Here is a 17,725-nt window from a genome sequence, read left to right as displayed (position 1 = left end):
ATGCTATGTCTCGACTAGACGTATGATGAATAATATGTGACACTGTCCACAAAGATTAGTAAAGATTTACAGAATACCTCTGTTCTTTCCTAAGCAGATCTTGTATAATCAATCTCGTTTATTGGATTTTTCTTCTGAAAGAAGGTTGTGACATGAAGTTAGGTGCACGTATGCTGAAGACAGGACTAGCCGTTGCCATTGCTATTTATATTGCGGCAGCCCTCCCCTTCCAGACAAGCACAGTTTTCGCAGGTATGGCTGCGTTATTCTCCATACAACCATCCATTTACCGGTCATATCAGTCAATTGTAGAACAAGTAGAAGCGAATATTATTGGAGCGATTGTCGCTTATATAATATTGGTTTCTCTTGGGAATGATCCGTTTATTATGGGATTTACGATCGTCCTTGTTATCGGTGTCTGTGTGAAGTTTGGTATGAAAGAGAACACCATTCTTCTAGCCCTTGTAGCCGTTATCGCCATTATGGAATCGACAGAGATGGACCTTCTTCCATTTACGATGTTACGCTTCTCATCTCTTATGATCGGGATCTTCGCATCCTTTGTCGTGAACCTGGTCTTTATCCCACCTAAATACGAAACGAAGTTATTCAATCAGGTCGACCAACATACAGGTGACATTTTACAATGGCTTCGCATTACGACCCGGCATCTTTCTGATCGACCTGCTCTACGCGAGGAAATTGATCGCCTTGAGAGTGCAATGGTCACCTTAGATCACACATACAGCTTATTTAGAGAAGAACGAACCTATTTTAAGAAGCGCCGGTTTGAAAAAGCTCGTAAACTTATTTTATTTAAGCATTTAATCTCGACTACCCGAAAGGCTTTCGAAGTGCTGAAAACGTTTAGTAGCCTTGAAAATGAAATGGACAAAGTCCCTTCAGAATTTAGAACAACACTTGTGAACGAGCTGGATAAAGTCATCCACGTTCATGAGAAACTCATCCTTTCTCTTAAAGGAAGGATCAGGTTCCATGAAACCGACCCAATTGAAGAAGCTGGTGAGCCAAATATCCCTAAGTTAGTCGAGTACTTAATTGATATATATGAAGAGAAAGAAACAGAGGAAGAGAAATTAATGTTCCTCCCTCTTGCCACGAAATTAATGGATTATCATCAGAAATTGGCTCATTTGAAAAAGCTCCTTTCTAGTTATCAGCTCTATCATACGAGTGAACAGATTAAGACGATTAAGAAATAGTGGCAAACAAATAAGGGAGAGGAACCGCATGATGCGGCCCCTCTCCCTTTATTTACGTTCCTAAATATTCTGTTTCTGGTTCAGCATCATCAAGTTGTTGAACCTGATAAAGGTCGTAGTAGGCACCTTTTTTGTTCATAAGTTCTTCGTGACTGCCAACTTCCTTGATTTCTCCATCAGCTAGCAAAACAATCCGATTGGCGTGCGTGATTGTGGATAAACGGTGAGCCACAATAAACGTCGTTCGGTCTGCCGCCAGTTTCTCTAAGGCCTCTTGAATTAAATGTTCACTTTCAAGATCAAGAGCAGACGTTGCTTCATCTAAGATAAGCAATGGCGGGTTTTTCAAGAATACGCGGGCAATCGCCACACGTTGCTTCTGACCTCCAGAGAGTTTCACGCCTCGTTCCCCAACGGTCGTGTCGTATCCATACGGCAAACTCATAATAAAGTCATGAGCATTCGCCGCTTTAGCTGCTTCAATCATCTCTTCATCCGTTGCATCAGGATCCCCCATCTTAATATTCATAGCAATTGATTCACTAAACAAAATGTTATCCTGAAGTACCATACCAATCTTATCGCGAAGAGTGCGAGCTTCGACATCTCGGATATCTTTCCCGTCAATCTTAATGCTACCTGATTCTACATCGTAGAAACGAGGGAGCAGGCTAATAAGGGTCGACTTTCCTCCCCCACTCATTCCAACAAGGGCAATGGTCTCCCCTTTCTTAACATTCAATGAAAGATCCTTTAATACGAGGCTTTCATCCTCATCATAGCGGAATGAGATCCGATCAAACTCTACGTCCCCATGAACGTGCTCAAGCTTCTCCGCATTCTCTTTGTCTTTAATGTCATAGGTTTCGTCCATAAATTCAAAAACCCTATCCATTGATGCCAGAGATTGAGTGAGCACAGTCGACGAACTCACAAGTCGGCGAAGGGGACTATAAACGCGCTCCATATACCCAATAAACGCAACCATCGTACCGATTTGAATATTACCCTGAATAACAAAGTACCCTGCAAATGCGATGACGAGTAATGGCGCGATGTCTGTAATCGTTGAGGTTACACTAAACGTTTTCGCATTCCAGCTCGTATGGCTCAGCGCTTTGTTTAAGAAATTCTTATTCTGTACATTAAACTGCTCTTGCTCATAATCCTCAAGAGCAAAGCTCCGCACAACAGGCATCCCTTGCACACGTTCATGCAGATGCCCTTGTACTTGAGCAAGAGCCTGGGAACGATCTCTCGTGAGTCTCCGTAGTTTAGAATAAAAGTATTTAATAGCAAATCCATATAGGGGAAACAGGGAGATCGATACAAGCGTTAACCAGACATCCATATAAAGCATGATCCCAATCGCAATAACAATCGTAATCATATCGAGCCAAATATTCATTAAGCCTGTCATAACAAAGTTTTTCGTTTGTTCAACATCATGAATAACACGTGAGATAACTTCACCTGTTTTGGTTTTGGAGTAAAACCGCAAGCTAAGACGTTGGATATGATCAAATAATTTTTCGCGAATATCATACAAAATGTTGTTCCCGACCCACTGAGCAAGATACTGGCGGAAGTATTCAACAGGCGGACGAATAATAGCGAATACGACGAAAGCTCCTCCCATGAGCCAGAACAGTTGATCAATTTGCTCTGCTTGTGTCATATCAGGATTGTTTAATATGGAGTCAATCACATATTTTGAGAGTAACGGAATCAATAAAGGAATACCAAATTTTAATATCCCAATCGACACCGTAAGTACAATTTTCCACTTATAGGGTTTTACGAAATTCATATAGCGCTTCACGCTACCCATGGTGTCACCTCTTCCTCTATGTTGTTGCAAAAGCGCCTTAGTAAACTATAGGACGCTGTCAAAACATCTTTGTTGAGCGATCGTTTAACGAATAGAAAAGGGGACAATCCCATATGGTTCTGGGATCCGTCCCCTTTTAGGACATTTCTTGTTCTTACGACAAGTAAGTTAAGTAACGTTCGTACCATTGATCAATAAACTCCGGTGAAAAAGGCCCTTTTCGTTGCCTTACCCAACGCAGCAAGTGATTCACATTGTTCTTTAGAATATGATCGAGTACACCCGGATAATTCATATCCTGGCGATGAATTTCATACTCGTCCTCATCTAGGAGGATGTGCGTATAATCCGGGAACACTTTGACGTCTAGATCATAATCAATGTACTTAATGGCCCCTTCGTCATAGACAAACGGAGAACTAATGTTGCAATAATAATATACCCCGTCATTACGGAGCATACCGATAATATTGAACCAGTACTTCGAATGAAAATAACATATGGCTGGTTCCCGTGTAATCCAGGTACGACCATCACTTTCCGTTACCCTTGTTTTATCATTGGCACCGATCACCACATTATTCGTTCCTTTCAATATAGTGGTGCTATCCCACACTCGGTGCAACTGACCATTATGCTTATAGCTATGAATTTGTATATGTTGACCTGGCTTTGGGACTGGCATGAAATCTCCCTTTCTCCTCTATTCACACGACCTTTTTAATTTAAAAATTCTATATCTTTCCTTCATATTATTATAACGATAAGTAGAGTCGATTGGAAATAATAAAACTAAATCGCAGAGAGGAAAGGGAGAATTATTTAAAGAACACGAAAAAAGAGTACCCCCTAAGCCCCTCTCCCGTAGGCTTCCTGCTGATTAGGCAGAAAGACCAAGGGAAGAGAAAACTTTTCAGGGATACTCTTCTTTTTAGGAAGTCGTTAAAATTTGGGGGTTACGACATCCGCGTATGATGATGCTGTTATTTTTTCTTTTGTGCAGACTTTTGGTTCTGTTGTTTCACGTGTTGTACGTCTGTTTTACCTTGGCCTTGAGCAAATTCTGTACCGTATTGCCCTTGTCCTTGTGCAGACTGTTGGTTTTGCTGTTTCACGTGATCAACATTTGTACCTGAAGCTGTTTGGTTTGCTTGCTGTTGGTTTTGTTTTTTAGCCAACTTAATCACCTCCGCAACAACTAGATTGTGCAGAAAACACGAAGTTTATCCAATAAATTTAAATTCCATATTAATCCAATAATCACAACAGCATTGCCGTATAGGTCACCTTTTTACTGCTCATCCTATATATATGGGAGGGATCAAATCATGTATATTGGTCGAGATATGACTGAACTTACGGTGACAAAGAAAGACGACTGGCGCGAAGATGAGCTTGTTTATTTCCAACATGCTTTAAGTCAAATGGTTCCTTACCTTAATTCTGAAGGCACGACGATCTTAAGAGAGATCAATCAAGAGATCCAAAGCCGCGGAGGCTTCACCAAACGAGAAGCCACATGGACATCAGGGACTAAACCTGTAGTTGACTAACACAAAAGCGGAGGCGTCCGTTTAGCACCGTACAGACTGGACTGAACCGCAGTGAGATAAAGGAAACACGGAGAGCGACAGCGATCCGATGTTGACTTATCGACCGGAGGTGAAGGAAGTCTGCTAGGTGCTGGGCGCTGCAGCTGGATGACACAATAGCGGAAGCGCCCGGTTAGCACCGTACAGACTGGACGGCATCGCTAAATAAAAAAACTGCCCCTTAACGGGGGCAGTCCTTTTATAGATGTTTGTGAACTTTTTGGTGGGAAACCGGAAATGGTAAAGCCTCAAGTTCTTCTTTGGAAGCAAAACGAGCATCGCTAGCGGTCAATTCGCCACTTGCTGAAGCAGTAACCACTTCTAGATCCCAAATCACATGGGAGAAAGTATGTTTGATGTGATCCACTGTATTTAACAGTTCAATATCTAACCCATAGTGGTCTTTCACCCACTCTGGAACTTTTTCACGGTCCACTTGCTGTATAGGAACCATCGGGAACTGCCATAGGTTTGCGAGCAATCCATTTTCAGGACGCTTTTCGACTACATATCGTCCTTGTTGATCTCGCAGAACGAGAGTCATGTAAGGAAGACGCTTTTGTTTCTTCTTAGAAGACTTAATAGGTAGTTCCGTTTCTTTCCCTTCATGGAAAGCTCGGCAGTGGGAGCGCACAGGACAAAGAAGACAAGACGGGCTCTTAGGAGTACAGACAAGCGCGCCTAATTCCATTAATCCCTGATTGAAAGAAGATGGGTCTTCTTTTGAGATAAGCTCTCTTATCAACGACTCGAAAATTTTTCTAGTTGCCGGCTTGGCAATATCTTCTTCAATCATCAGAATACGTGATAAGACACGCATGACGTTCCCATCCACAGCGGGAGACGGTACATCATAAGCAATGCTTAAGATGGCCCCTCTTGTATATGGTCCGACTCCTTTTAATGACCCAAGTTCTTTCTCATTGTCGGGTACTTTGCCGTCATAGGCTTCGACTACTTCACGCACCGCCGTTTGTAAATTACGTGCACGGGAATAGTATCCTAAGCCCTCCCACGCTTTTAAAACGTCTTGTTCTTCGGCATAAGCGAGTGCTTCTGGTGTCGGAAATTTCTCCAAGAAATTTTGGAAGTATGGAATAACGGTATCTACCCGTGTTTGCTGAAGCATGATTTCAGACACCCATACCCGATATGGATCCTGATTCTCACGCCACGGGAGGATCCGCTGCTCGGCTTGGAACCACTGGATTAAATCCTGGCGAAAGGCTTCTAGATCAAAGCCTTCAAGCATATTGTAAGTTGGTTCTTTTTTCACAATTGTTCACCCTTTTGTTACAATAAAATTATCTAAAAATTGAAGAGAGTCTACAAGGAGGCTTAAGATGGACACTGGTACCCATGTTGTTATGGGAGTTGCTTTAGGGGGACTAGCCACGCTCGATCCTGCTGTACAAAGCGATCCTGCCTTATTTAATGCCGTTTTCATTGGCGTAATGGCTGGTTCTCAAGCTCCTGACCTCGATACTGTTAACAAACTCCGTAATAATGCGGTCTATATTCGTCATCATCGTGGGATTACCCATTCAATGCCAGCTGTTGCTTTATGGGGGATTTTAATCGCAGGATTGATTTATGCCTTTTTCCCTCAGGTGGATTTCCTTCATTTATGGTTATGGACTTTCTTCGCTGTTATTCTACACGTATTTGTAGATGTATTTAATGCATACGGCACACAAGCATACAGACCCTTTTCGAATAGGTGGGTTGCTTACGGAATCATAAACACGTTTGATCCGTATATATTTGGCCTTCACCTTGTAGGAATCATAGCCTGGGGGCTTGGAGCAAATCCAGGTATAACCTTTATCATTGTTTGGTTTGTGCTTGTCCTTTATTATCTTAAACGATATTTCACCAAACGTGAAATGGTAAATAAAATCAAGAATCATTATGATCATGTAGAGCAAATTGTAACCTCTCCTACCATTCGTTACAACAAATGGCGACTAGCCATCACAACAGGGGATAAGTTTTATGTTGGCCGCGCAGAGAACGGAGAAATAGAAATCCTTGATGAATTTAAGAGAAAACCTCTTCCGGATCTACCCGTTATGCAAAAGGCTATTCAAGATGAGAATATGGATGCATTCCTTTCCTTCTCTCCTGTGTATCGATGGGAGATCGATGAATACGATGATTATACAGAGGTACGATTAATTGATTTGCGTTATCGATCCAATGAACGGTATCCATTTGTGGCAGTGGTGACATTGGATGATGATTTAAATATCCTATCTTCTTATACTGGCTGGATCTTTTCAGAAGAGAAGCTTCAAAAGAAGTTAGACGTCCTACCCACATGAAAGGATTAAAAAAGACACGGAACCTGATTCCGTGTCTTTTCTTCATGTAAGAAATTTTATCGTTTAGTGCAATTGTTGATCATCATTGAATAAGTGCTGATAACGGGGGTTTCGACTCATAAAGTCGTGCAGACGAGAACCATAGCTGTTAATCCACTGCATTACAATTTGTTCCGTCACTTGTTTCCCCTCATATTCACGTCCGGCCTTAGCTCTTGTCGTTTCGAAATCTTCCCACAAGTACTCCACCCAAATACGTGCTTGATACATACTAAGCTGATCGTTCTCTTCGCATAGACGATTCGCTAACCGATCAAAAATATCTTCCATGGTATTCACCTCTTTTACTTCCAGCAATCTGTACCCCATTGTATCACATAGCAACGGATTAGATGCACATACTATGCTTACACCCTTAAAAAGAACTTATTCTTAGCGAGGGTGTAAGAGATGACTCAGGAGGGATTAGAATGGTAAGAAATAAAACCGTGGGATTTCCTGAGAAAAAGCCAAATGGTGAAGCACGCGCTAAGTCCGAATACGGAGCTAAACGTGCAAACGGCACCATTAACACGCGCCCACAAGAACGAGCGCGCAAATCTTCCCAACGCGATCACACAAATTTCTAGGAGGGACCTGTCGTGGCCAATAAATCAGAGAAACGTGTAGACAAACGTTTTTTCAAGAATTTATACAGTGACCCTTTCCAATCTCCACGCGCTAGTACGAAACACGCTTTCGACCAAGTAAATGGAGAGACCCAACAATCTCAATCCGAAATCATCACCCAAGTCCAGATGCGAAAACGTAGCTAACCTGGCTGGATTCTCCCTTTTACTCTTTACAGTTGCAAAGGGTGTCTGACACCCTTCTTCTCTGTACAGCGTTAAAGTGGATGTTCCAAAGAAAAAGGCGAGCCTTTTGGGCTCGTCTTTTTTATGTAAAGATAAAATGTAACTTCTTCTGGATTCCTTCATGTAGCTGATCTTTCGTATGATCAGACTGATAAATATAAACTAAGAATTCAAAGGCTAACACACTGTAAACAATTTCCCCAGCTTGCACAGAATCAAATTCTGTTTCAAGAACTCCGTTTTCTTTCAATCCATCTAAAAAAGTAATTAAATCATCAACGAACATAAAATCCATTTGAACAAACTTGTTCATCATCTCCGGATTTTTCTTCGCAAGACTTAAACTCCAGGTCATCATTTCTTTAAACAACTTCTTGCCAAATATCAAATAACGGTTCAACCGTTTCATTATGTAGTCATACACAATATCAGCTACTGCTTTGTTCGTATTAAGGCTCCTGACATCTGGATCGTTCTCTTCTTCCTCAAGTGAAAAACCTTCCATCATCAATTCAATAACAAAGTCACCTTTAGATCCAAACCTTCTTACTAATTGTTTTTCACTCCATCCAACTTCCTTGGCTAACTCTTTCATCGTTACTTCCTCATAGCCACGCTCTACAAACAGTTTCTTCGCCCGATTATATAGCTCCTCATTCGTCTCCGCATGATTAGATCCTTGCACACCACTCACTCCTCATCGATTCTTACCTACCTCCATTGTAGAAAATCCTCACCCCCAATACAAGCACGCTCTATCACACTAAAGTGCGTCTGACACCCTGCGTACTTCTAACGCACTAAAGCGTGTCTGACACCCTGCGTACTTCTACCGCACTAAAGCGTGTCTGGCACCCTGCATTCTTTCACCGCACTAAAGAGAGCTGATATAAGAAAAACCAGCATCCTTAGGGATGCTGGTTTTCTGGGTGGTGATTATTCACCTAGTTCTTGGTTTTTAACAACGTCGATGATTGCTTTAAGCGCTTCTTCTTCGTCGCTACCTTCAGCTTTGAATGTTACTTCTGCACCTGAAGGGATTCCTAGAGACATGATTCCCATGATGGATTTAAGGTTAACGCTTTTACCGTTGTAGTCAAGGTTAACGTCTGCTTCGTATTTACCTGCTTCTTGTACAAGTACTGTTGCTGGGCGTGCGTGCACACCGTCTTTTGCTGTAATTTTCACTGTTTGTTCTGCCATGAAAAATCTCTCCTTTAATTAAATTGAAATAATATTCTTCTGTCCTTGTGAGACAGCGCCTTCTGCGTTAATCTTCACAACTTGTCCTTCTCCAAGGTTTGTGAACACAATTGGAGTGACAATGGATGGTACTTTCTCTTGAACGGAATCAATATCAACTTTTAATAAAGTTTGACCTTGAGTGATTTCGTCGCCTTCTGATACAAATGCTTCGAATCCTTCCCCTTTTAGGGTTACGGTATCGATTCCAAAGTGGATCAGCACTTCTGTACCATCTTCAGCTTGTAAACCAAGAGCATGTTTCGTTGGGAAGACATTTAGTACTTTCCCGTTAATTGGTGAAACAATCTCACCATCTGATGGAAGAATTGCAAAGCCGTCCCCCATCATTTTACCTGAAAATACGTCATCTGGCACCTCTGAAATCGGCATAATTTCACCTTTTAGAGGACTGACAAAGCTGAACTCTCCTGTAGGAGCCTCGCAAGATTCTTCTGTAGCAGGCTCTTTATCCACTGGACGAGGCGTTTTGCCATCAATAATATCTTGAATTTGTCCTCTTATTGAATCAGAAGCAGGACCATAGATAGCTTGAATATTATTACCAACTTCCATTACACCTGATGCGCCAAGTTTTTTCAAGCGATCTTTATCAACTTTCCCTTTATCGTCCACAGATACTCGTAATCGAGTGATACAAGCGTCTAAATATGTGATATTTTCTTGTCCACCAAGAGCCGAAAGAATTTCAAATGGTTTCTCATTCACATCAACTTCAGCTCCGCCATCTTCTGATTCATCCTCACGACCTGGCGTTGCTAGGTTGAATTTCAGAATTACAAATCGGAATCCGAAGTAATAAATGACTGCAAAGGCTGCACCTACTGGTAGAACAAGCCACCAATCGGTTTTGTTTTGCAGAACCCCGAATAACAAGTAGTCAATCAAACCACCGGAGAATGTCATTCCGATCTTAACTTGCAAGATCTCCATTACCATAAATGACAAACCAGCGAAGATCGCGTGAACGGCGAATAATAATGGTGCCACAAATAAGAATGAGAATTCAAGTGGTTCTGTAATTCCTGTTAAGAAAGAAGTTAAGGCTGCAGAACCCATGATACCACCAACAACCGCTTTACGCTCTGGCTTAGCTGTATGGTAGATCGCTAATGCAGCTGCCGGAAGACCGAACATCATGAACGGGAATTTACCTGTCATGAATGTACCAGCTGTAAGCTCAACATTATCTTTTAACTGAGCAAAGAAGATCGAGTAGTCACCACGAACAATTTCTCCTGCTTGGTTCGTATACGTACCAAACTCAAACCAGAATGGAGAATAGAAGATGTGGTGTAATCCGAACGGAATTAATGAACGTTCAATAACACCAAACACAAACGCTGCAATCACTTTGTTTTGCTCTAACATGACGTGTGAAAACGCGTTTAAACCGTTTTGAGCAAATGGCCATAAATAAACCATCGCAATACCTACAAATAAAGAAGTAAATGCCGTTACAATCGGCACGAAACGTTTACCTTGGAAGAACCCTAAATACTGAGGCAATTCAATATTAAAGAATCTCTTATAGAGTAGTGCGGATATAATACCTATGATAATACCACCAAAGACACCAGTCTGAAGCGTCGGAATACCTAATACTTCCGCATAGGCGGCACTATCAGATGCCATTTGTGGCGTAACTTCTTCAATTGCGCCCATCGTTACGTTCATAATCAAGTAACCAATGATCGCAGCAAGTCCAGCGGCACCTTCACCACCAGCTAATCCAACCGCTACACCAACGGCAAATAGTAAGGCTAAGTTTGAAAATACAATATCCCCAGAATCCGCCATGACTTCAGCAATCATCTGAATCCATTCTGCGCGGAACGCCGGAACTTTATTTAAGAATGTCTCATTTTGAAAAGTCGTACCAAACCCGAGTAGCAAACCAGCAGCAGGTAAAAGCGCTACAGGAAGCATTAAAGCTTTACCGACCTTTTGTAATGTACCAAAAGCTTGTTTAAACATTCTCGTTTCCTCCCTCTCATGTTCTTTGTTTTTAAGCTGTCAGCCTAATCACAAACGCTTTCATTTAAAGCATTAAAAAAGGCATGAGTAAAAAAAGACTCACAAATCCACACATAAGGGTATACGTAGCCCTTAGTATGACTTGTATTGTCTTTCCTTACTCATGCCTGATCGTGTCAGTAACACGTAAAGAATAACATTTATGATGATTGCAAACGCTGTAAATGAATCGTTAAATAAACAATTTCAGCGTCGTCAATTGGCTGCTTGAGCTTTTGTTGCATAATTTTAATCAACTTCCAAGCTAAATTATAGCACACAGGATATTCACTTTTCAACAGATCATCGAGTTTTGTTCTTTCTCCTACTTCTTCGCCTTTATAAACGCGGTCGATCGCCCGTCTTAAGTGCTGAACAAGACGGTGAAAGTCGATACTCTGACGATCCAGATCAATTGAGAGCTCATCTTCAATCAATTGAGTTAACTGCTTAATTAACTCTGAATCCCTGCTAATTTGGGAGATCTCTTTATCGGTTATAGCACTATGGATATGCATCGCGATAAAGCCAACTTCTCCTACCGGAAACTTAAAGCCCAGGCGGCTCTCAATCATATCCACGACCTCTAAAGCCACCTCATGTTCTTTAGGATACAACGTCTGAACCTCAATTAGAAAAGGATTGTTAAACTCTAACCCTTCCTTCATCCGCTTAATCGCAAATGATAAGTGATCGGTTAACGCAATGTGAATATGCTCGTTTAACGTACTGTTCATCCGATACTCAATATGAGACAGCAGATCATCCATAAACCCTATAAATTCTTCCCCTACATAGGGTAAGAGCTGCTTATAGTTTTCTTGCATCACCTTATCTTCTAATAAAAATGTTTTCTCCACTTCATTCACATCAAGAGCTTCACCGTTTTTCTTGCCGAATCCAATCCCTTTACCAATTAAAATAACCTCTTCATGGACAGGATGAATGGCGATAACAACATTATTGTTAAGCACTCGTTTAACCCTAGCTGAAGCAGGCATTCCCTCACCCCATTTCTTCTCTTTTAACCAGTTATGTCTTTTTTCTCTATATCATAACATTCTTTAATAGTTGTATAAAAACGCTTGCAAATTATAAAATACTTTTATGGTAAAATCAATCTTTGAACCTAATCCATATAATAGAAGGTGTGTTACATATGATTAAAATGCTTGTTCTTGATTTAGATGGAACAATTTTAAACTTTGAGAAAGAGGTGAGCCCCCGTGATATCGAAGCGATCAAAACGATTATGGATCACGGTGTTCAATTAACAATCGCAACAGGCCGCCTCGACCATGAAATAGAAGCTGTCCTAAAGATGATGGACTTAGAAGGAAAAGCCAATCGCATTAGTCAAAACGGTGCATTCGGTTACGACAAGGATGGCTCTCATATCCATAGCCATACATTTGAACCAACCCATGTTAAAGAAGTCTTTCAAGCAGCCGTTCATGAAGAGCTCATTACAACGGTCTCTACAGAGAAAGACGTTTATGTAAAGGAAGAGAGTAAAGGTCTAGAAGCCATGAAAAAGCGTATGTTCCGCCCGGTGATTATTGAGCCTAACCTAGCCGATCAGCTTGGAACAATCATTCATCCGTCTAAGATTTCGCTCCATGGTGCCAACATAGCCCTTAAGCAAATGCAGCAAAGAATTGAAGAGCAGTTTGGCGACGTGCTCGATACGTTTATTTCAGATCCAGCTTGTTTAGATCTGATGCCTAAAAATATTAGTAAAGGCGCAGGTATCGAACACCTCCTCGAATCATTCGACATCGAGCCAAATGAAATTGCTTGTGTCGGAGACTCGTTTAATGATTTATCTATGTTTTCCTTAACCACTCACAGTTACGCAATGTCTCAAGCTGAACCCGCTGTAAAAGAACAAGCAAGCCAAGTTGTTCCTTCTGTAGCTAAAGCAATTGAACACCTTTTAGATCAAAAAGAGGCTTAAACTTTTTCATCCATCCAAAAAAGTCCCGTGCAAGAATCAAACTCTTGCACGGGACTTTTATTATGATTCAACCTTCTCGCCAAACATCGAGATCGGCATGGCTTCCTGATCTTCAGAACCTTGAACTTCAAGTCGTTCCCCTTGTTCGTTCCTGCGATACCCCCAAGCAAAGACGCCGTTCATATATACGATCTCAAAAAAGATCCCTGGGTCCCCTTCAATCTCATAGACTTCGCCTACTTGATACTTTGCAGGGTTCATCATATATGATTTTGCCATGATAATTTTACGTTGATGGACCGCATACTCGTTTACCATTCCCATTTGTTCAGCTTTTCGAGCTTGTTCTGTTAGCTCAGCTACACGGTCTCTTAACTCTTCTATCGTCATATCACTAAAACGTTTCTCCATGTTGACACCCCTTTCATTTACATTTTAGCAACGATTGGACACAATAGAAACTAGATTCTATATGAAGAAAGGAAGTCATCACATGAGTACCATAGCGATCACAGGAGCCGGGACAGGCCTCGGCGCAGCACTAGCTAAACAATACGCATCCAAAAATAATACCATCTATCTTCTTGGAAGAACCGAGGAACGATTACTTGTCGTTAAACGGGAAATTGAAGAGCAAGGCGGCACGGCAGAAGTTGTTCTTTGTGACGTTACTGACCCTACCTCCGCTGAAAACGCCCTATCTACTATGCCAGCGTTAGACGTGTTAATTAATAATGCAGGACTCGGTATCTTTGGCCCTGTTCAGGAATTAACACCAACTGATATCACTCAAATGCTTAATACAAACGTCAAGGGAACGATCTATATGACCCAATCTGCCCTTCCTCATTTGAAGAAATCAGGCGGTCGTATTCTAAATATCATCTCTACAGCAGGTCTAAGAGGAAAAGTAAATGAATCGGTGTATTGCGCGAGCAAATTTGCACAACGAGGCTTCACAGAAAGCTTACAAAAAGAACTCGCCGACACCCCCGTCTCCGTCACCGCTGTATACATGGGTGGCATGAACACCCCATTTTGGGACGGAAGCGAACACGTCAGTAACCCATCAAAACTAAAAGACCCCGCAACCGTAGCAGAAATCATCTTTAATCAGGATGATGGAAGAGAAGAAATTGAGATTTAACAACCAAAAGCGCAAGCCCCCGGTTAGCCCCGTATAGACTGGACTGAGCCGGCGCGAGATAAAGGAAACACGATAAGCCGCAGGCGAATCGATGTTGACTTATCGACCAGAGGTGAGGGAAGTCTACTAGGGGCTGGGGGCCGGAGCTGGATGTAACCAAAAGCGCAAGCCCCCGGTAGCCCCGTATAGACTGGACTGAGCCAAGCATCAAAAAGAGCTATCATCTTGTAATAAACAGATGATAGCTCTTCCTTCATTCCTCCGTGACGTATTCTTCTAAAAATTGTTCGATTAACTCAAACGGGAACCCTTTGCGGTATAAAGCCCCTTTCACTTTATACTTCAGCTCAAAGCCCTCAGCTTTTGAAGAATATTTACGTAAAGCCTTCTCTCCCTGATGAACAACAGCTTGCCATTCGGCATCGTTGTCTTTTTCATCCGAGATGTCTTCCATAGCAATTTTAATAACGTCTTGGGGAAATCCTTTTTGCATTAACGTCTGCTGAACTTTTTGAATCTGTTGTTTAAATGATTTCCTACCATCCAAACGAAGCTTCTTCTCTACCCACTTACTCGCTTTCTCCACTTGATCCTCAAAAGGATAGTGCTCTAAAGCCTGTTCTGCCTCATTTGCCGTCAGACCTTTTTCGATTAACTCTTTCTTTACAAGCAGAGGACCTTTACTTGATGTGTGGAGACGAGTCCGAACCAAAGCAACAGCAAACTCCTGGTCATTTAGAAGTCCTTCTTTCACTAAGCGATCCACGACAAAATCAATCTTATCCTCTTCGTACTCTTTCTCTCTCATATACGTTCGCATCTCTTTAATCGAACGCATCCGGTAGCTTAAGTAATTAAGAGCAAGGGAATACGCTTTGTGATAGCCGTCTTTTTCAACAAGGACTTCAATAGTCGGTTCATCGATTTCTTGTCCTTTTCGTAACATATACTCGATCAGGATTTCTTCATCGACGCTAAAGGCGTAGGCCTCTCCCTCGCCTCGATCAAGAAATATATTATAACGTTGCGTATTCTTTTTCTGTGTAGTGATTTTAGTGATTTTTGGCAACAATATTCACCTCTGTTTCATCTTATCACGAATTAAGGAAGATCTCGTCCATTCCCTTGTCGCTTTTTCTATAAAACTGATATAAACTAAAATTACCTATATTTGTAGGAGGGTTTCCAATGCGAATAGCCATAACCGGAGGAACAGGATTTGTAGGGACACACATCACGAGACATTTCGTTCATCAAGGTCATGAAGTGTATATTTTAACGAGAAATCCAGACAAGCACCCTAATACGGACAAAGTCAAATACGTTGGTTGGTTAAAAGATGAATTCTCCCCTGAACAAGAACTCCCTCCCCTTGATGGGATTGTGAATCTGGCAGGGGAAAATTTAAATAGCAGCCGTTGGACAGAAGAAACAAAGAAACGCATTATGAACAGCCGTATTGAGGCTACAGAAGCTGTATTAGATCTTATTAAAAAGATGGAACATCCACCAGGGGTACTGGTAAATGCTTCTGCTGTAGGGTTTTACGGCACATCTAAGAGCGAAACATTCACAGAAGAAACGACAACACCAGGTGATGACTTCCTTGCAAATGTTGTAACGGAATGGGAGAAGCGCGCGGAACAAGCTACGAATCATAATGTACGTACGGTTTATTTGCGCTTTGGTGTCATTCTCGGCGAAGAAGGAGCCCTTCCAAAGATGGCGCTTCCTTATAAAATGATGGCTGGCGGACCTGTCGGAGACGGGGAACAATGGATGTCATGGATCCACATTCAAGACATTGTCGGGATGGTAGATTTCGCGCTGAACAACGACCAAGTTAAAGGTCCAATGAATGCAACAGCTCCTGAGCCAAAGCGAAACAAAGAACTCGGCCACACCATTGGGAAGGTCTTAAACCGCCCTCACTGGTTACCTGTACCTTCTATCGCTTTAAAGGGAGCGCTCGGAGAGATGAGCATTCTCCTTCTACAAGGACAATACGTATATCCACAAAAAGCGCTTGAACAAGGCTATGAATTTCAATATCCAACACTGGAACCAGCCTTACGCGACATTTTGTGCGATTAAGAAAGGGAAATGGGGCAACAAATGAAAACACGTATTACTAATGTTTCGATTCATCCAATTACATCTCCTGCTATAGAATACGGGGAAGTTCTTATTGAAGACGGTAAGATTAAGGCGATCGGCCAGACAGTACCAACAGATCCAGAGGAAGAGGTCATTGATGGACAAGGACTACACCTCTTCCCTGGTTTTATTGATGTTCATACCCACTTAGGTTTATATGATGAAGGAACAGGATGGGCTGGCAACGATGCAAATGAAACCATTGAACCTATGACGCCTCATATTCGAGCACTAGACAGCGCACATCCTCTCGATAGCGCATTTCAAGACGCTCGCCAATTCGGAATTACAGCTGCGCACATCATGCCAGGAAGCGCCAACGTCATCGGCGGGACCACTTCTGTCATTAAAACGGTCGGCAGGAACATTACGAATATGTTGCTGAAAGAAACCGCTGGGTTAAAACTTGCTCTTGGAGAAAATCCAAAGCGCATTCACTCCCAATCCCGCAATGATTCAATTACCCGCATGGGCATCATGGGCATGCTCAGGGAAACATTTACTCGCGCTCAATGGTGTGAGTATCCGGATGACCCGCGTAATAAACCTATTATCCAGGCGCTTAAGCGAGAAATCCCTGTCCGCATCCACGCCCACCGCGCTGATGATATTATGAGTGCAGTTCGGTTTGCGGATGAATTCCAATTAGATCTTCGCATTGAACATTGTACAGAAGGCCATCTCATCGCAGAAGAATTAGCCGGACGTAATCTTCAAGTCGCAGTAGGACCAACATTTACGCGTCGATCAAAAGTGGAATTAAAGAACAAATCATGGGAAACCTCCCGGGCACTTACCGAGCAAGGTATACACGTAAGTATCACAACAGATCACCCTTACACTCCGATTCAGTACTTAAATGTTTGTGCTGCCCTCGCAGCCAGAGAAGGTCTTTCACAGCAGAAGGCTTTAGAGGCCATCACCATTTTACCTGCTCGGAATCTAGGAGTAGATGACCGTGTCGGTAGCATTGAAATCGGAAAAGATGCAGACCTTGTGTTATGGAACGGGCATCCGTTTGATTTTATGGCAAAACCTCTATGGACAATGATTGACGGAAAAATCGTTTAATACATCTCCCCTCTTTGGACATCCAAAGGGGGTTTTTTGATGGCAAAGGGTTTCGAACAAACAGACCTTTTTACCTCCTTGGGTATATAAGTTACACTGTTTACACAGCCTCTACTTCTATAGATGTTAACGTTTTGTGAAGAAAACGTTTTTTAAAAGGGATTCGACAACTTTTTCAGAAATAGATAGGGTAGATGAAAGAGAGAATAGAAAAAACACAAATTACCAAAAAACAAAGCCCTTTACCCCTGAGGGTATATGTGATACTATAAAAAATGTAGCAAGCA

General features: G+C 42.0%; 20 protein-coding genes. 9 read left to right on the top strand and 11 right to left on the bottom strand.

Going from position 1 to position 17,725, the window contains the following annotated elements; all coding sequences use genetic code 11:
- Positions 1–152: 152 nt before the first annotated feature.
- Positions 153–1,226 (top strand): FUSC family protein, encoded by a 1,074-nt coding sequence (locus tag LQ226_RS17610; RefSeq protein ID WP_231419359.1) that lies wholly within the window; start codon positions 153–155, stop codon positions 1,224–1,226.
- Between the two features lie 52 nt (positions 1,227–1,278).
- Here the strand turns inward: LQ226_RS17610 and LQ226_RS17605 are convergent, their stop codons facing one another.
- The 3 genes from LQ226_RS17605 to LQ226_RS17595 form a co-directional block, all read right to left on the bottom strand.
- A complete protein-coding gene (locus tag LQ226_RS17605) occupies positions 1,279–3,057 on the bottom strand; it encodes an ABC transporter ATP-binding protein (protein WP_231419358.1) in 1,779 nt (592 codons plus the stop codon).
- Between the two features lie 154 nt (positions 3,058–3,211).
- Positions 3,212–3,742, bottom strand: coding sequence for a nucleoside tri-diphosphate phosphatase (ntdP, locus tag LQ226_RS17600; protein ID WP_231419357.1), 531 nt, complete (start codon positions 3,740–3,742; stop codon positions 3,212–3,214).
- A 298-nt stretch (positions 3,743–4,040) separates the two neighbouring features.
- On the bottom strand, positions 4,041–4,235 hold the full coding sequence (locus tag LQ226_RS17595; RefSeq protein ID WP_231419356.1) for a gamma-type small acid-soluble spore protein: 195 nt from the start codon (positions 4,233–4,235) through the stop codon (positions 4,041–4,043).
- A gap of 150 nt (positions 4,236–4,385) precedes the next feature.
- On the opposite strand from LQ226_RS17595, the gene LQ226_RS17590 reads away from it, so the two are divergent.
- Positions 4,386–4,610 carry a hypothetical protein gene (locus LQ226_RS17590; protein ID WP_231419355.1) on the top strand — a complete coding sequence of 75 codons (225 nt, stop codon included), beginning with the start codon at positions 4,386–4,388 and terminating at the stop codon, positions 4,608–4,610.
- Between the two features lie 238 nt (positions 4,611–4,848).
- Here LQ226_RS17590 and mutY read toward each other — a convergent pair whose 3' ends face one another.
- Positions 4,849–5,901: an A/G-specific adenine glycosylase gene (gene mutY, locus LQ226_RS17585; protein ID WP_231419379.1), complete on the bottom strand. Its 1,053-nt coding sequence runs from the start codon at positions 5,899–5,901 to the stop codon at positions 4,849–4,851.
- 91 nt (positions 5,902–5,992) lie between these two features.
- Here mutY and LQ226_RS17580 point away from each other — a divergent pair, with 91 nt between their 5' ends.
- Positions 5,993–6,973 (top strand): metal-dependent hydrolase, encoded by a 981-nt coding sequence (locus LQ226_RS17580; RefSeq protein ID WP_231419354.1) that lies wholly within the window; start codon positions 5,993–5,995, stop codon positions 6,971–6,973.
- A gap of 63 nt (positions 6,974–7,036) precedes the next feature.
- Here the strand turns inward: LQ226_RS17580 and LQ226_RS17575 are convergent, their stop codons facing one another.
- Positions 7,037–7,303 (bottom strand): YfhJ family protein, encoded by a 267-nt coding sequence (locus tag LQ226_RS17575; protein WP_231419353.1) that lies wholly within the window; start codon positions 7,301–7,303, stop codon positions 7,037–7,039.
- A 140-nt stretch (positions 7,304–7,443) separates the two neighbouring features.
- Between LQ226_RS17575 and sspK the strand changes: the two genes are divergently transcribed.
- Together sspK and LQ226_RS17565 are read left to right on the top strand one after the other, a co-directional pair.
- On the top strand, positions 7,444–7,602 hold the full coding sequence (sspK, locus tag LQ226_RS17570) for a small acid-soluble spore protein K (RefSeq protein ID WP_036787409.1): 159 nt from the start codon (positions 7,444–7,446) through the stop codon (positions 7,600–7,602).
- 12 nt (positions 7,603–7,614) lie between these two features.
- On the top strand, positions 7,615–7,788 hold the full coding sequence (locus LQ226_RS17565) for a YpzG family protein (RefSeq protein WP_231419352.1): 174 nt from the start codon (positions 7,615–7,617) through the stop codon (positions 7,786–7,788).
- A 121-nt stretch (positions 7,789–7,909) separates the two neighbouring features.
- Here the strand turns inward: LQ226_RS17565 and LQ226_RS17560 are convergent, their stop codons facing one another.
- The 4 genes from LQ226_RS17560 to glcT form a co-directional block, all read right to left on the bottom strand.
- A complete protein-coding gene (locus LQ226_RS17560) occupies positions 7,910–8,512 on the bottom strand; it encodes a TetR/AcrR family transcriptional regulator (RefSeq protein WP_231419351.1) in 603 nt (200 codons plus the stop codon).
- A gap of 251 nt (positions 8,513–8,763) precedes the next feature.
- The gene (locus tag LQ226_RS17555) at positions 8,764–9,030 is read right to left on the bottom strand and encodes a phosphocarrier protein HPr (RefSeq protein ID WP_231419350.1); all 267 of its coding nucleotides are present in this window, start codon (positions 9,028–9,030) and stop codon (positions 8,764–8,766) included.
- A gap of 18 nt (positions 9,031–9,048) precedes the next feature.
- On the bottom strand, positions 9,049–11,067 hold the full coding sequence (ptsG, locus tag LQ226_RS17550; protein ID WP_231419349.1) for a glucose-specific PTS transporter subunit IIBC: 2,019 nt from the start codon (positions 11,065–11,067) through the stop codon (positions 9,049–9,051).
- 200 nt (positions 11,068–11,267) lie between these two features.
- Positions 11,268–12,107, bottom strand: a complete 840-nt coding sequence (glcT, locus tag LQ226_RS17545) for a glucose PTS transporter transcription antiterminator GlcT (RefSeq protein WP_231419348.1) — start codon at positions 12,105–12,107, stop codon at positions 11,268–11,270.
- A gap of 158 nt (positions 12,108–12,265) precedes the next feature.
- Here glcT and LQ226_RS17540 point away from each other — a divergent pair, with 158 nt between their 5' ends.
- Complete coding sequence (locus tag LQ226_RS17540) at positions 12,266–13,063, top strand: HAD family hydrolase (RefSeq protein WP_231419347.1); 798 nt, start codon at positions 12,266–12,268, stop codon at positions 13,061–13,063.
- A gap of 60 nt (positions 13,064–13,123) precedes the next feature.
- On the opposite strand, the gene LQ226_RS17535 is transcribed toward LQ226_RS17540, so the two are convergent.
- A complete protein-coding gene (locus tag LQ226_RS17535) occupies positions 13,124–13,474 on the bottom strand; it encodes a YfhH family protein (protein WP_231419346.1) in 351 nt (116 codons plus the stop codon).
- Positions 13,475–13,556: 82 nt separating this feature from the next.
- Here LQ226_RS17535 and LQ226_RS17530 point away from each other — a divergent pair, with 82 nt between their 5' ends.
- Positions 13,557–14,210 (top strand): SDR family NAD(P)-dependent oxidoreductase, encoded by a 654-nt coding sequence (locus LQ226_RS17530; protein ID WP_231419345.1) that lies wholly within the window; start codon positions 13,557–13,559, stop codon positions 14,208–14,210.
- 253 nt (positions 14,211–14,463) lie between these two features.
- Here the strand turns inward: LQ226_RS17530 and recX are convergent, their stop codons facing one another.
- A complete protein-coding gene (recX, locus tag LQ226_RS17525) occupies positions 14,464–15,279 on the bottom strand; it encodes a recombination regulator RecX (protein WP_231419344.1) in 816 nt (271 codons plus the stop codon).
- Positions 15,280–15,398: 119 nt separating this feature from the next.
- Here recX and LQ226_RS17520 point away from each other — a divergent pair, with 119 nt between their 5' ends.
- Positions 15,399–16,304 carry a TIGR01777 family oxidoreductase gene (locus LQ226_RS17520; protein WP_231419343.1) on the top strand — a complete coding sequence of 302 codons (906 nt, stop codon included), beginning with the start codon at positions 15,399–15,401 and terminating at the stop codon, positions 16,302–16,304.
- Positions 16,305–16,325: 21 nt separating this feature from the next.
- Positions 16,326–17,438 (top strand): amidohydrolase, encoded by a 1,113-nt coding sequence (locus LQ226_RS17515; protein ID WP_231419342.1) that lies wholly within the window; start codon positions 16,326–16,328, stop codon positions 17,436–17,438.
- The last annotated feature ends 287 nt before the right edge of the window (positions 17,439–17,725 follow it).

It is taken from the genome of Pontibacillus sp. HN14 (assembly GCF_021129245.1).
GTDB lineage: Bacteria > Bacillota > Bacilli > Bacillales > BH030062 > Pontibacillus.
Note: the sequence above shows the minus strand (reverse complement) of the source record. Positions and strands in the feature narration are given on the sequence as shown.